Source organism: Planctopirus sp. SH287 (genome assembly GCF_056500625.1).
In genome coordinates this window covers 3,329,627-3,345,027 of sequence record NZ_CM151403.1, presented here as the reverse complement: position 1 = coordinate 3,345,027, position 15,401 = coordinate 3,329,627, and the positions used below count along the sequence as shown (strand labels likewise).

Annotated in this window: 9 protein-coding genes; 5 read left to right on the top strand and 4 right to left on the bottom strand. The window is 54.1% G+C overall.

Annotated elements, in window-relative coordinates:
- Positions 1–297 precede the first annotated feature (297 nt).
- Positions 298–1,761, bottom strand: coding sequence for a pyruvate kinase (pyk, locus tag SH287x_RS12385; protein WP_479514625.1), 1,464 nt, complete (start codon positions 1,759–1,761; stop codon positions 298–300).
- Between the two features lie 309 nt (positions 1,762–2,070).
- Here pyk and SH287x_RS12380 point away from each other — a divergent pair, with 309 nt between their 5' ends.
- The 3 genes from SH287x_RS12380 to SH287x_RS12370 all read left to right on the top strand — a co-directional run bounded on the left by SH287x_RS12380 (position 2,071) and on the right by SH287x_RS12370 (position 7,958).
- Positions 2,071–5,223 carry a PAS domain S-box protein gene (locus SH287x_RS12380; protein WP_479514624.1) on the top strand — a complete coding sequence of 1,051 codons (3,153 nt, stop codon included), beginning with the start codon at positions 2,071–2,073 and terminating at the stop codon, positions 5,221–5,223.
- Entirely contained in the window at positions 5,220–6,512 is a 1,293-nt protein-coding gene (locus tag SH287x_RS12375; RefSeq protein ID WP_479514623.1) for a rhomboid family intramembrane serine protease, read from the top strand. Before SH287x_RS12380 ends, SH287x_RS12375 begins: the two co-directional genes overlap by 4 nt.
- A 165-nt stretch (positions 6,513–6,677) precedes the next feature.
- Positions 6,678–7,958, top strand: a complete 1,281-nt coding sequence (locus SH287x_RS12370) for a serine hydrolase domain-containing protein (protein ID WP_479514622.1) — start codon at positions 6,678–6,680, stop codon at positions 7,956–7,958.
- Positions 7,959–8,669: 711 nt separating this feature from the next.
- On the opposite strand, the gene bcp is transcribed toward SH287x_RS12370, so the two are convergent.
- Positions 8,670–9,149: a thioredoxin-dependent thiol peroxidase gene (gene bcp / locus SH287x_RS12365; protein WP_479514621.1), complete on the bottom strand. Its 480-nt coding sequence runs from the start codon at positions 9,147–9,149 to the stop codon at positions 8,670–8,672.
- Between the two features lie 93 nt (positions 9,150–9,242).
- Positions 9,243–10,175 (bottom strand): hypothetical protein, encoded by a 933-nt coding sequence (locus SH287x_RS12360; protein ID WP_479514620.1) that lies wholly within the window; start codon positions 10,173–10,175, stop codon positions 9,243–9,245.
- 517 nt (positions 10,176–10,692) lie between these two features.
- Between SH287x_RS12360 and SH287x_RS12355 the strand changes: the two genes are divergently transcribed.
- Together SH287x_RS12355 and SH287x_RS12350 are read left to right on the top strand one after the other, a co-directional pair.
- A complete protein-coding gene (locus tag SH287x_RS12355) occupies positions 10,693–12,540 on the top strand; it encodes a coiled-coil domain-containing protein (protein ID WP_479514619.1) in 1,848 nt (615 codons plus the stop codon).
- 414 nt (positions 12,541–12,954) lie between these two features.
- Complete coding sequence (locus SH287x_RS12350; RefSeq protein ID WP_479514618.1) at positions 12,955–13,389, top strand: TIGR03067 domain-containing protein; 435 nt, start codon at positions 12,955–12,957, stop codon at positions 13,387–13,389.
- 281 nt (positions 13,390–13,670) lie between these two features.
- Here the strand turns inward: SH287x_RS12350 and SH287x_RS12345 are convergent, their stop codons facing one another.
- A complete protein-coding gene (locus SH287x_RS12345) occupies positions 13,671–15,383 on the bottom strand; it encodes a serine/threonine-protein kinase (RefSeq protein WP_479514617.1) in 1,713 nt (570 codons plus the stop codon).
- Between the last annotated feature and the right edge of the window lie 18 nt (positions 15,384–15,401).

Below are 15,401 nucleotides of genomic sequence, written 5' to 3'. Positions count from 1 at the left end.
TTTCAAAGAGAAACTGGCCAGTGGAAAGTGTTGTTTTGTTCACACCTTGGCTTGGAAAGAGCGGCCTTGGGGAAAGAGTGGGGCGCAATCGCCATCGATCGCGCCTCAGCCTGAGGATTGCCAACTTCTCTCACCAACTCGGCAATCACTGATGTTCCAGCCAACAAGAATCATCACCCTGGGCGGCGTAAGACCCCATCGTCAATGAACAAAACAACTCATAACAACTGACTCCCTACGCCGCCCGATGCTTCGCGAAGGAGTGTGGCTTGCCGGCTGTTTTTCAGCTTGTTTTCCTTAAGGCATCACATGCACGACCATAACGTCGTGATATTCCTGTTCCCAATCGGAGTTACCGACAAGGACGAGCTTACTGCCCGATGACAACAATCCATGCTGCTTGCCGTATTTGGAAACGAAATCGAGCAATTCGCTGGGTGGATATTTCACGGCTTCTGTCGCCAGAGGCGTCACACCCCAGTACAGCTTCATGCGGCGGGCAATCTCGGGGCGATCAGTGAGCGCCAGAATCGGCACGCTGCCACGCTGACGAGACAGCGCCATCGCCGTTTTTCCGCCTCGTGTCGCGACAACGATGAGGTTCGCCCCCAGTTGTTCAGCGGCGTTCCCTGCACCATGCACGACTGCCTCGGTGATCGCTGTCGCCCGGTTACGAGGAAGTGCCAGCTTGTCGACAAACTGACGCGGGTCAAGCAAGCGCTCAGCATGCCCGGCAATTCGTCCCATCATTGCCACAGCCGCTACGGGATGATCACCCACAGCGGTTTCTCCGGACAACATGACTGCATCAGTTCCGTCCAGCACCGCGTTAGCAACATCAGTCGCTTCAGCCCGTGTCGGCAGCTCGTTCTTCTGCATACTATCCAGCATTTGGGTCGCGGTGATCACCGGAATGCGGTGTTCGTTGCACATGCGGATGATTCGCTTCTGCAGCACAGGCACGCGATCAACATCGGCCTCCACACCCAGATCACCGCGTGCCACCATCACGGCATCAGTTTCACCGATGATTGCTTCCAGATCATTGATCGCCTCCACCTTTTCAATTTTCGCAACAATCCAGGGCGGGGTTGTTGTGGGATGCTCAGCAATGACTTTCCGCAGATCTCGCAAGTCCTGTGATGACCTGACGAATGACAGCCCGATATAGTCAAGCTGATGATCAAGTGCCCACTGAAGATCCTGACGATCCTTGACTGTCAACGAAGGAGTGCTCAAAGCCACTCCGGGAAGGTTCACTCCCTGTTTGGAGCGAATCACACCCGCCTGTGTCACCTCACAAGTCACTTTTCCCAGATGAGCATCCTGATCCACTACCTTCATGGAGACGGTTCCGTCAGCCAGAAGAACGCGATCTCCTGGCCTTAAGTCGTCAATCAGTTGCTCATACGTACAAGTCAGCTGGTTTTCTGCACCGGTTGTGATCTGGCGCACAAATTCAAAGGTCGCCCCGTACCGGCAACGAATGCCCTCTTCAGGGAGTATCCCCAGGCGAATTTTCGGGCCAGACAAATCACCCAGCACCCCCAGAGGAACGCCAAGTTCTTCGGAAATTTTGTAGATCGAGCTAAGCACTTCTTCCAGAACGTCATACTTGGCGTGAGCGAAGTTCAGCCGAAAAATGTCGACACCAGCAATCGCCAGTTCCCGGAGCTTTTCCAGCGATGAACAGGCCGGCCCCACGGTGGCAATAATCTTGGTTTTGGCAAAAGGCGTTTCTGCACGGGTTGCAATGGACATGTGAGAACTTCCTGAAGGGGGCGAGGGAAAACACAACAGTCTCACTGTCGCCACCCCATGAGTAATCGATCACGCGGAGGATATCACATCTTGCCAATCTGTCGCAGTGTATCTGGTGGCCTTCTTCAAGAATTGATCCGTCTTGACCGAGAGGAGGTGGCCACCTGGCGAGTTTATTGCCGGAATCGCTTTCCGAAATTTTCTCCACACAATTGTGCACTGCATTGCCAACCCGCTGATTTTCCGCGGGAGTGACGGTTTGTTACGCTATGCCATGAGAGCCTTCTCAGTCTGATGCGGGAGCCATCAATGCCGGCCATGAAGCGACGTATTTCTTCGATCAACCTTGTGTTGGTGATTATTCTCCTGGCCGTGAATGGTTTTGTCTCTTCGGTGAACATTGGTCGTTTGTTTGACGCACAGCGTGATGTTTCCCATACCTTTGAAGTGCTTCGACTTTTAGGAAGCCTGCAGCAGGAATTGGTCACTTTTGAATCCAGCGCCCGCGGGTTTGTGATCACACAGGAATCCAGCTATTTAGTCAGTGGCATTCAAGCTTTGGAAGATCTCCCGGGCACCTATCGTGCTCTTTTTGCCGTCATTTCTGATAACACGGAGCAATCACAACGACTGACCGAACTGGGACCGTTGATTGCCGAACGCTTGAATATCGCCACCGCTGCTCTCGTTGCCTTACGCACAGAAGGTGATCGCTCGCTGTTGGAAATTGCGCGCACCGGTCGGGCCAAACAACAGATGGATCATATTCATTTTATTGTGAATCAGATGCTGGAAGTGGAACGTGATCTCCTGGCCAAGCGAACCGCAGGAGTCGAGTTCAGTTACTTTGCGGCTTTGATGACCAGCATGCTGGCCGTGTTTATCTCCATTGGCGTGGCCATCGGTGCCTGGCGATCGGTCGACAGAGAATTGGCGGCCCGGATCTCGGCAGAACATTCCGCTCGACTGACCAGCGAAAATTTTCGGGTCACGATTCACAGCGTGGCAGATGGATTAATCACCACCGATTCCCGCGGACGTGTCACTCTGCTCAATGATGTGGCCAAAAGTCTTCTACAGGTCGGAGATGAAGTCATTGGCCGACCGGTCGAACAGGTCTTTCAAACCTCGAACGATGGTTCTAGTACTCCCGGAGAGCATCCTGTCCATCGCGTTTTGCGCACGGGCCAGAAAATTGTCGAGTCGGAAACATCCTGGCTGATCAGGTTGGATGGCTCCAAAGTGGCCATTGATGACAGAGCCTCCCCCATCCGGAGTTCCTCGGGTCGTCTTCAGGGAACCGTGCTTGTCTTCCGGGACATTTCGCAAAAGCATTCGGCAGAGCAGGCACTAAGGCGGCGTGATGAGCGTTTTCGACGTGCCTTTGACAGCAGCCTGGTCGGAATGGCCCTCTGTAACAGAGATGGGCTTATTATTGATGCTAATGACACCTATCTGGAAACCATCGGTTACTCGCGTGAAATTTTTCAGGATGCCGACCTGAGCTGGGGGGACATCACCCCACCCCAATTTTCCGGCTTGGACACGGGCGCCTGGCAAGAATTGCGGACAACCGGTCGTTGCCGTCCGTTTGAAAAAGAAATCATCACTCCCGATGGGCTTCGCGTGCCGATTCTGGTCGCAGCGACAAGGCTGCTGGATGACGAAGACAGCGAAGTCGCCATCTACACAATCAATCTCACGCAATTGCGTGCTGCTGAGCAGCGTTATCGCATGCTCACAAATGCGTCGCCACAAATTGTCTGGATTGCCCGCCCCGGTGAAGGAAATCTCTACTGCAACGACCGCTGGTATGAGTACACAGGGCTGACCTCGGAAGAAACCCGCGGGATGGGTTGGATCCGTGCCGTCCCGCCCGATCACCTGGAACGAGTCGCCAAAGAATGGTCTGCCGCTTCAATTCAACCTGAAACGTGTGAAATTGAATTGCCTCTACTCAATCGGGACAAAGTTCCCCGATGGCATCTGTTACGAGGTGTGCCTCAGGTCAATAACGCGGGAGAAGTCGTCGAAATGATCGGCACCATGACCGATATTGACGACCTTCGTAAGGCACAGCAGGAACTTCAGATTGCCGATCGTCGCAAAGATCTGTTCCTTGCCACGCTCTCGCATGAACTTCGCAATCCCATGACTCCGATTTCCAACGCTATTGAAGCCTGGCGGGCCTCCTCTCTTTCACACGATGAACTCAACGAACTCCGCGATATGCTCGGCCGACAGATCGAGCAGATGGTGCGTTTGATTGACGATCTGCTGGATGTCTCTCGCATCACAGGGGGCAAAATTCGGTTGCGTCTCGCAGTTCTTGACGCCAGAGATTGTATCAAATCCGCACTGGAAGCAGCGGCTCCCATCATCCAGAACGCAGGGCACCAACTGGCCATTCATCTTCCTGATGAACCCGTGTGGGTGAACGCTGATGTCACACGCCTGGTGCAGATTGTCGGCAACCTCTTGAACAACGCTGCGAAATACACCGACGCCGGAGGACAGATTCAACTCAGTATGTCAGCGCGTGGTCATTTGGTCGAAATTCAGATAATAGATAACGGCGCAGGCATACCTCCCCATATGCTAGAGCGTGTCTTTGGCATGTTTGAACAGGTTGGCAGTTCTCTTGACCGTGCTCAAGGGGGGCTTGGGATTGGCCTCACGCTGGTTCGGTCGTTGGCCGAACTTCACGGAGGAACCGTCACCGCCCAGAGCGAAGGAATGGGCAAAGGCAGCATTTTCACCGTTATTCTCCCCCGCTCGGCCGCTCCACCAGACCCCACTCCATCTTCTCCAGTCGACGCAGCTGATTCGGGCAATCACGCGATCTCTGCTCCATCATCCGTAAACATGAACTTTGCAGAAAATCAGCCCGCCGGGGGACAAGCACCTGAGACTGCCACTCCTCTCAAGGTCTTGATTGTTGACGATGTGGCAGCCAGTGCCAGAACTCTGGCCATGATGCTCAGAGCCATTGGCCAGCCGGCTGATGTCTGCTTTGATGGCCATGAGGCCATCGAGCAAATCGTGGTTGGTGCCTACGATCTTGTCTTTCTTGATATCGCCATGCCGAATCTGGATGGGTACGAAGTCGCACGAAGAATTCGCGCGAAATGTTCTCGTAATCCCACTTTGGTTGCGCTCACTGGTTTTGGACAACCGGAAGACCGGCGGCAAAGTCACGAGTCCGGCTTTGATCTCCATCTGACAAAACCCACGAACCTGAAAACCTTGCAAGCACTCCTCACGAAAACCCGGCGGGAAAACAACCGCGCCACCACCGTGGGAATGGAAGAGACGACCGAAGAAATCCACTTTCTTCCCGGCTTGATGAAACCGGAATTACTGAACGACGAGAGCGGGTCGCTTGGGACTTCTTCTCCACCAGACGAAAATGCTCAGGAACCACGCTCGCCGTCCACACAGCCCAAGGAACCCCGCGAGTGAACGGTTCCCCTTTGACCGACTTCCCCGCCCGGATCCCGTTTGGTGAACGAGCGGCTGCGTTCCTGCGGCATTCGCCCGCCACAGCAGCCGTCATGCTGTTGATTGTGGTGCTGTTCGGGCTGGCTCACTTCCCCGATATTCAGGAACCACAGGAGGGGCTACGCCACTGGGGAGCCATCACCACGCTCAGTTTTTATCGGCAGGTGGATCAAGTCTGGCGGAATGTCACCCCCGAACTCTATGGCCCATTTGAACTCTGGCAAGGGGAGTGGTGGCGATTACTCATCACCGGTTTTCATCATGGCAATCTCATTCATCTGGCATTCAATCTCTGGGCACTGATACTGCTGGGGCCACTGGTTGAACAAGTTCTGGGGAAAGGGCGATACCTGCTATTTCTCGGCTCAGCCACCATTTTTTCCATCTGTACCGAACAGCTTTGGGGCCAAAGCGTTGTGGGAATCTCTGGAGGTTTATATGCCCTGCTGGGATTTTTGATCATCGCCAGACGCTTTCATCCGGAACTGGTGAAAGCCCTTCCCGATTCTCAATGGATCTTTCTGTTATTGCTGATGGGAGTCATCGCAGGACTCTCCGCTCTGGACATACTCAACATCGCCAACACCGCTCATGTGAGTGGCCTGGTGTGGGGACTCGCCCTGGGATTGCTTTATGGGGCACCCCGTTGGTTATCGATAACGGCCATCCCCGTCGTTATCGGTTTATCAATCACGACAGGTTATTTTGCCATCCACCCTGTCTGGCTGGGACGCTACCACTGGTACATGTCGCGTCGTGAAGGAATTTCTCCGGCAGAATCGATGAATCGGTTGCGTCTGGCCGTCGACCGCGATCCTCTCCTCCCGGGGGCATGGCTGGAGCTTTCACGAGAATTACGGGCCGAAGGACGCCCCATTGATGCCTGGAGTGCCCTTCTCCAGGCCGTCAACTACAACCGTTATAGCCTTGAGCTTCAGCAGGCAGCGGGCGAACACTGGCGGCGACTGATTCGGGAAAATCTGGAACCATTGGCAACGGAAGTCGCCAACTCCATTCTGGGGGAGCATTACGAGCAATCTCTCCGGCAATTTGAACAAGCCGATCTACAAGCCCGAGGAACGGCATCGCCCCTTGTCGATAAGGAGGAAAGAGAATGGCTGCGTGAGTCATTATTTTTGCCGGGTCAGATAAAGATCGAACCAGTCCCCCCTTCGCCGCCAGCAAAAAATCAACCCAGCGGACTTCCTGAAAACACCGTCGATTCAGCCAGTGAAGGAATTCCACTTTAGAAGTCCGCCTGAGAACTCGGCCTCTTCGTAAGCAAAAGTTATATAGTAATAGAGACATGTTATCCTTGAGCACCACCTGGTCATATGGATTCCGATTTCATACGAATCGCAACTTGAAATAGCGAGTTGACGATCTCGTAAACATGTTTTTCCAAAGCTGCAAGCATGGCACTGTGGATGAAAAGCTCACTGATTTATTACTGCGTGGTACTGTTGTGGGTTACGGGAGCAACACCTCTTGCTGCTGAGACTTTTCCACACGCAGATGAAAACGCCGGCAAGAATGACAGTTCTCGCGTCTCTCCTCTCCCGGTGACCTGGTCGCTGACTCCGCCGGCTTACGCGTCTTTGGAAAAGATCCTCACCGAGAAACTGCAACAGGCTATTGAACAGGGCGAAATTCCCGGCGCCGTGGTGATGGCCGGGACGATTGACCAGACGTTGCTGCTGGGCGCCGTCGGACATCGTCAACTCGTACCGAAAGCGGAGCCTCTCACCACAGAGCATGTTTTTGATCTGGCGTCGCTGACCAAACCTCTGGCGACCACATTGGCGGTGATGCGATTGGTCGATCAGGGAAAACTCGATCTGGAAACTCCCATTGCCAAGGTCTGGAGTGAATTCGCTGTTGAAGACAAGGGTATGATCACGCCCGTTGACCTGCTGTTGCATCGCTCCGGTTTAATTGCCGACAACTCCCTGGCTGACTACACGCAAGGGCCGGAAGTTGCCTGGCAGAAGATCGCGAGCCTTCGGTTACGTCAACCTCCCGGCACGCGCTTCGTTTACTCCGACGTGGGACTGCTGGTGATGGGAAAGGTGGTGGAAAAGGTCAGTGGCCAGACTCTGGATCGTTTCTGTTCCAAAGAGATCTACCAGCCACTGAGGCTTCGCCACACCACTTTTCTGCCACCTGCTGAGTGGAGTGACATTCTGGTTCCTACAGAAGGCCCGCGGGGAATTGTGCATGATCCGCGCGCAGCCAAACTGGGTGGCGTGGCCGGCCATGCCGGACTTTTTTCCGATGTGGCAGGTGTCGCCGCCCTGGCTAGAGCGATCCTCATCTCGATGCAGCCAGATAATGTTGTTCTCAATCAGCCCAGGCTTTTTTCGCAGAAAACAGCCCGGCTCATGCTGGCTCCGCACACTGTTCCCGTTTTGACAGAAGGAAAAGTCACCCAAGCCACACGAGCCATCGGCTGGGACATGCAATCCCCCTATTCGAGTAACCGCCCCAGGCTCTTTTCAAAAGGCTCGATTGGACATGGAGGTTTCACGGGCACATCCCTGTGGATCGATCCCGAACGGGAGCTATTTGTCTGTGTACTCTCCAGCCGCCTGCATCCCGACGGTCGGGGAAAGATCAATTCTCTGGCCAGTGAAATCGGAGATCTCATCACCGAAACGTTTGATAAAACACGTGCGACGCATCCTTCATCCCGTTGAGGTGATGCCTGGTTCGTTACGTCTTGCCGGGGCTTTCGAGATCTTTCTTAGATACCGCTCGATTCCTCTGGGGAAGCTCTGGAATGGGATCCGTTTTTACCAAAATCCATGGCAAGTCTTTTGAATCCCAGCTTGCCCTCATCCCGGCCTTCTCCCGTCAGAACGGGAGAAGGGGCAAGAAAACCTCGCGCGTACTTTCGCAGCAAAGAGTAGCACGCGGTGCCAGATGAGAAAATTCCGCTCTATATAAAGAGCGAGGGGTTGAAGACCTTGCGATCTTCAACCCCGAGGCTCGTGCGAAGTCACTATTGAGTATTCTCTATGGAATTCGGATTCACGAAGAATTGAATTCGCAGAACATCACTCAATGGACGTGGCCGCTACGAGACGGTGGCTCTAAGCCAGTCCGTCGACTGTCACTAGGATTTGCCACCTCGCTGGCGACTAGAACTAAGACAATTCAAACGACCACCTCCTTTCTACAACTATTTTTTAGTCTGCCAGATTCGATCGGGGTCACCTCCGATCACGTCTCCAGCCGGACTGCCGTCGCACTACGTTTGTGCGAACTAAAAGAATTATTCAATGAGATCAGCCAAACGACAAGACCGTTTTTGCCAAGGAACCGCGAAATTTTGGTTCAAATTTTCAGGAGACCCTCACCGAACAGCCGTTTTCAATCAGATTTCACTGAAATCAACCCGGTTTTTCTCAGGAGGCGCTGAGTTCCTGAATTTTTTCCACCACCGCCTCGGCGTGCCCCGCCACCTTGACCTTGGGCCAGACGGCGGCAATCTTCCCAGCCGGATCAATCAGAAATGTTGCCCGCTGCAAACCCATACTCTTCTTGCCGTAATTGTTTTTCTCAACCCACAAGCCGTACTTCTCGGCAATCGCGTGGTCTTCATCCGCCAGCAAAGGAAATGGAAGCTCGTATTTATCAATAAACTTCTGATGCGACTCTACAGAATCTGTACTCACTCCCAGCACAACGGTATTAGCGTCTGTGATTGTCTCGTAGCGATCGCGAAAGTCGCAGGCTTCCGTCGTGCAGCCGGGCGTGTTATCGCGAGGATAGAAGTAGAGCACGACATACTTCCCCTTAAGACCACTGAGCTTATAGCGGCCTTGAGGATAAGCGGGCAGATCGAATGCAGGAGCTTTGCTCCCCACTTCAGGAACAGCGGACATCAAATCCCTTTCGAGTCATCAACGTGTCAAGCCTTGGACGATTACACTCTTTGTACCATCCCCGGTACATGCCGGGTACAATGACCGATCCATTTAATGAGGCGGAGAATTCAACGAGGGAGAGTCATCATCCCGGGCTGCCACCTGATCAAGAATCATGATCTTCTGCCAGACATTCCGGGACAGATCATTGGTCAGCCCCGAAAGTTGATCAGCTGCCGCCAGGGCAACCGAATCTGGAAAATGCTGCACATAGATCGCACCGATCTTGCTGATCAGAGAGAGTAATTCGCTGCAATAATCGAGATAGCGCCCCAGCTTGAATCGGTCGAGAATTCGATCCGGAGAAGAAAGCGTCTTATCTCCCCCGCGAATGACGGCTTCCGGATCTTTGGTCAACTGGTGCATGTCCACAATGTGTGCCAGCGACCGAAGCTCCCGAATCGCGGTGAGCAGTTTTTGTCGCTTGAGCCGGCTTTCCAGGCTGAACAGGAATGCTCCCGCCAGACTGAGAAAAATCAGGCTTTGCGAAGCCGAATCAAAGATCTGGAGAACTTCCGTGAACTCCAACCCATCCATGTGATATCTCGACGACTGCAACAGGCGAACCACAGGGAAGGCAATCGCACCGAGTGTGATCCAAAGCAAAATCCGCAGGAGCAGATTGGGCCGGGCAATGCGTTCCGCAGTGGCCATCGCTTCCCGGCTGAGCAACGTCACCTCCCGGGCCACTTGTCGCAAGCCAGCTTCACTAAAACGCTCTGCAATACGACGCTCCAGGCGTTCAGCCGTTTCCACAATCCGGTCAGCAGCCAGTGCCCGGTAAGTGGGGTCGGAAACACTGGAAACATCGGCCTCAGAAGACGAATGTTTGTGTGGGCTGATGCTGACATCTTTAACGGAGAACGCATCGACTGACGTGACACGTTCTGTTTGAGAAGTCGGCAATGAACTGGCCGTTGCTGCCTCGCCGCGTGAAGGGTTGTGATTAGGGGATGACTCAGGAACAGGCGTGGCATCGCTCACAAAAGACTTTCCAAGTTTCGTGCGAACCCTGAGGCAACGTCTCAATCAGCGAACTCATCATAGCAAAGCCTGACGCAAAGATCAGACCAATTTCACCATCTGATCAATCTTGTCGCGTGCATCAATCGCCGGCCCAACAACCCCTTGCTCACGCAGAAGGGACAAGGCGGCACGCAGTACCAAGTAGGGGGCAATCGACGTTCCCAATAAGAACTCAACCGATTATGCCTGCCAAAAAACGTCCAAGGCATAACCAAATCTTGTTGGATCAGACGTTTTGCCACAGTTTTCAGGTTTTCCTTCGGCAGAAATTGCGGCTTCTCCCTCAGTTTATGGCCAATGTCCGGGAAAGTCTCATTGTCGATTCTGGCCGGTTTGCGTCATACTGGCGGTTTTGAAGCTTTGTCCCCCGAGATCCAGGGAAGTGGAGATCTCCGAAGGGATTGAGCCGCCGTTGTGATTGAAAGACGGCCACAACGGATCGTCATCGCGTTTTTTTTCGGGAAAGGATTCCCACATGAGTGCTCCAGAAACCTCGTCCTCCTCTGATGGAATTTTTGCATCGGAGTCGCAGCGAGTGGGGACACGCACTGTCGATGGGCAACTCACTCAGCGGTTTGACGGGCCGCATTTCGCCATGCGGGGAACGCGGGCTGCCTTCGCGCCTTCCGATGAACTGATGGCGCCGGCAAAGCCCGAACCTGCACCTCGCCCCGAAGCGGCTCAACGCCCGGACTCCCAGATTCTCTGGCAGGCGGGCCAACTCGTCGAAACGCTCCAATCCCAGATTGGTGATATCGCCCGGCGAGAAGAACTGGTGGCGATCCAGATTCAGCAGTTTGAAGAAGATCAACGACACTTTCGGTTACTCATGGCCCAGCAGCAATCGGGCTTGCATGAACGTGACCTGGAGCTGCGGGAACGCGAACGTGAAGTCGCCATTCGCTGGGGAAGCTTTGAATCTCAGGTCGGCCAATTGGAAAAACGTCGCCGGGAGCTTGAAGCCGCCGCTGGCGAAGTCGAGCGGCAGCGCTCGCAATTGCGGCAACAAGCCGAAGCCGAACTCGCCAACCGTAAAGCCGAACTAGCCAAAGGTGAGGAGAAACTGCTTCGCGGCCAACAGCAACTCAGCCAGTTAATCGAGATTCAGGAGCGGCAGTTCGCCGACCGCTCCGAAAAGCAGGAGCGGGAATTCCGGGCCGAGCGAGAATCACTCTGGAAAAATCTGGCCGACGAATGGGAACAGCAACGCCTCAAATTTGAACAGCAACAGACCGACTGGGTTGTTGAACGCGATGCCGAGCGTGAACGCCTGGATCGACAGAAGCAGATTTATGATCGCGCTCTGGGTGAAATCGATAATGAACTCAGTGCAGCACGGCAGGCACAGCTCCAGGAATTCGGTGCCCTCCGAGAAGAACACGCCGCACGCTTACGAGAAGATCAACTCGCCTGGGAGCAAGAGCGCTCACTGGAGCAGCAGAACTTCCATCGCGAACGAGCCATTCTCGATAACCGTCTCAAGTTCCAGCAGGATCATCTGGAAAAGGTGAAGCAAGAGCTTGAGACGGCACAGAATCAGTTCCGGCAAGCCCGCCAACTGGAGCGCCAGCGTCTCGAAGAAGACACCATGCAACTGGAGCGGCGAGCACGCCAGCTTTCGGCTTATCGTGAAGCTCTGGATGAAAAAGAACGCTCACTGACGCGCGAGCGGGATCTGCTCGCGCAGCAACGCGGTGCGATTGAAAACACCGTTCATAAGGATCGCCAGAGCTTCTTGATGGAGCAGCAGGCGTGGGATCAGGAACGCTCGCTCCAGCAGGCCGAGATTCGACGTCAGCAGGAACTTCTCACGCTGCATGCGGAAAGTCTGGAAACTCGCCGCGTGCGATTGGAAGCCTTGCGGGCAGAACTGGAAATGACCCATCGCTCGACATTGGAACTGCGTCTGGCTTTGGAAGAAACCTGGATGCAGCTTTCGTCAGGACAAGGCGAACAACGGACAAGAGAACGCGTGGAACGGGCACGGATCTCATTGGCTCAGCATTATGAGACACTGCAGGATTCCATCGAAGAACAGCGCCAGGAAATGCGGGCGGCCTTTGAACGATTTGAACAGCAACGCCTCGAGTTCCAGCAGGAACGCCAGCAGATGACACGCTGGATTACCGAGCGGGACGAGACACTTCGTGGTCGAGAAACAGAACTTGCCACGCGGGCGATCGCGCAGGCGGAGGCCGACGCCATCCGTGAAGGAGAGCGTCAGCGCTGGTTGCAGGAGAAACTTTCCAGCGAATTGAAGATTCGCCAACTGGTAGAACAACTCAACAAACCACCGGCTGAACGTCCCATGTTCGATTTATAGCCCACAATTTATAGCCCACGTTGCGTTGCGCAGATCAACTAAAAAGCCCCAGCATGCCACGCTGAAACGCTACGAGCCGGAAGCGTCAGCGACGGGCATGACTTACAGCGACGGGCATGACTTATTAATCACTCCACCGCCACAAGTTCCTCTTCAGCACCCCTCCGAACCAAAACATTTTTCTTGAATCGATCTCGCTGCCGATTGTGAAATTGCTAATGCGAGTGTCCGTCGCTTACGCTTCCGGCTCGTTGGTAGGGGACGCGGGGTGAAAGTGGCACATTTCATGGGTAAGTCCAATTCAACATCGTCAGTATGTTGTACATCTGGTACAAACAACGCTGGGCGTCACTTGTTGCGCGGCAAGATTGCGAACGTCCAGCAGTGGAAATTAGAGATTAGAGGGAACAACCGATGCGAGTCTTCACGTTGTTGATGCTTACTGTGTGTGGATTGTCTTATGCGAACCTCTTGTTCGCTGCGGATGGGGGTAAGGATTTTGAAGGGACATGGACATTGGTCAGCGGCGAGGCCGATGGGAAAGCACTCACGGAAAAACAACTCAAGGGGGGAAAGTTAGTCATTGAAGACGGCCACTACACCGTCACGTTCCCCGATAAAGAGAAGATCACAGGTACGCAAAAGGTCGATCCGTCGAAGACCCCGAAGACAATCGACATCAGTGACGACAGCGGACCAAATAAGGGTAAAAGCTGCCTTGGAATTTACGATTTCAAAGGGGAAGAGTTCCGCTGCGTGTTTGCTGCGCACGGTAAGGATCGACCGTCCACATTTTCTACTGCGCCAGACAGTGGCCAATGGCTCCATGTGTGGAAGAAAACCAAATAGCAGTAGGGCAGACTCCCGCCTGCCGATTCGGCTGAAGGTTTTTAACGCCCTGGCCACAAGTCGAGCAACAACACGAGCCGGAAGCATTACGAGCCGGAAGCGATAGCGACGGACATGACCTATTAATCACTCCGCCGCCACGAGTTCATCTTCAACACCTCTCCGAACCGAAACATTTTTCTTGAATTCCTCTCGCTGCCGATTGCGAAATTGCTAATGCGAGTGTCCGTCGCTGACGCTTCCGGCTCGTTGGTAGGGGACGCAGGGATACCCCAAACTTCTCAGTTATGATCGGCTCCTGTCAGTAGCTTTTCGATCGCGTCGGCCTGATAGCCGACTTCCAGCACGCTACGGCGGATTTCTTCCGGGTCGATTGTTGAACGAGGATAAGTGTCGAGCATGACAAACACGCTCACACCGTCGATTTCCCGAATCGCTAAGCCACCATGCAGAATTTCCGCATTGAGCCGGAGCGCGGTTTCATAGTAGGTCGGGGTCGCCTCACAACAGATACTGGAGATCGTGACTAAACGGTCAACCGCTGCGTGCTCGCTTGGCTCAATAAAGGCGGCTTGCTTTCGTCCACCGGGAAGATCGATATCCACCCGGAATCCTTCTGTTCCATGCCGTGACCAGCGAACGTTCGCATGGTGCTGGAACGCTTCTGCAACCAAAGAATCCAGATCAACTTCCTGCCCGAGAATCGCCTCCAGCAAGCGAGCTGCTTCAATCCCTGATTGAGGACGATTGCCGGAAGCACGGTCCATGAGTTGATGAAGGGCTTCGGCCATCTCCAGCGTGATCCGGGGGTTCAGGCTACGAACGGCAGGACATTTCCCCTGAGAGATTTGCAGAATCAGCTCTGTGATATTCTCTGCCGGGAATGGGAGCCGCTGAGTGAGCAGTTGATAATAAAGAACGCCGAGTGAATAGACATCGCTGGCAGGGGTCGCCGGGTCTCCCCGAAATAACTCGGGTGCCATATATTGGGGCGTGCCAACAATTTCTCGCTTGCCAGTGGCATAACCTTCCAGCGTTGTGCGTCGCGCCAGGCCGAAGTCGCCAATTTTGGGAACCCCCTGATGGGTCAGCAGCACATTGTCTGGTTTCAGATCCCGATGAAGAATCCCCTGACGATGAGCACTTCCCAGCCCTTCGGCAATACGTAGCAGCATCGAAGTGGCGCGTGTGGCGGCAAACGCCCCTTCATCATCCAGACGACTGCGGATCGACATTCCGGGGACAAATTCCATCTCGAGATAATGCAGCCCGTCAATTTCTCCCAACGCATGAATGGCGACGATATTCGGATGATTCAGCGCGCCAGCCGCCTGACCTTCATTATGAAATCGATCGACAAATTCCCGATCCTGAGCCACGAGTGCCGGAGGAAGAATCTTGATGGCACAGAATCGTTTCAATACACGGTGCCGGGCCAGATAAACCCGTCCCATCGCCCCCGCACCGAGCAATGCCTCGCATTGGTAGGGGCCAAATTCTTTGCCGATCAGTTGATGGTCAATGCCCACTTCGTTTGAAGCTTTCGTCAGCGGACGCGGTGCAACCCGCTGATTCATGGCAGGCGGCTCACCTTCGAGATGCAGGTGAGTGCTGCAATTGGGCGAATGGGTATGCCCCACTTCTAACCCGCAGCGGGGGCATTGAATCACATTTGAGGCCAGGGAGGATGCCTGCCGGGAATTCCCGTCGTCAGGGGTGAAGTGATTTTCCCCCGCAACGGGAAGCTCAAAAGTAAAGCGGCAATCAGGACAGAAGATAGCCGCCAGCATTCGTGCATTTTCCGAAGGCGACATGCCCTGTGCAGGTGATGCTGGCTGTTCCATCAATAGCTTCCTCTCAGGCACTGAAAGCCGGGAGTTGATGAATGTCCCGACCTGTGTGATCCCCGTGACCGCAATTTCCCAAGCATTAAGAATAGCAGGAACCATGCCGCGCAAGGTACTTTCTTCGTGACGGGAAATCTTCCACGTCAAAAACGTCGCTCATCTCAG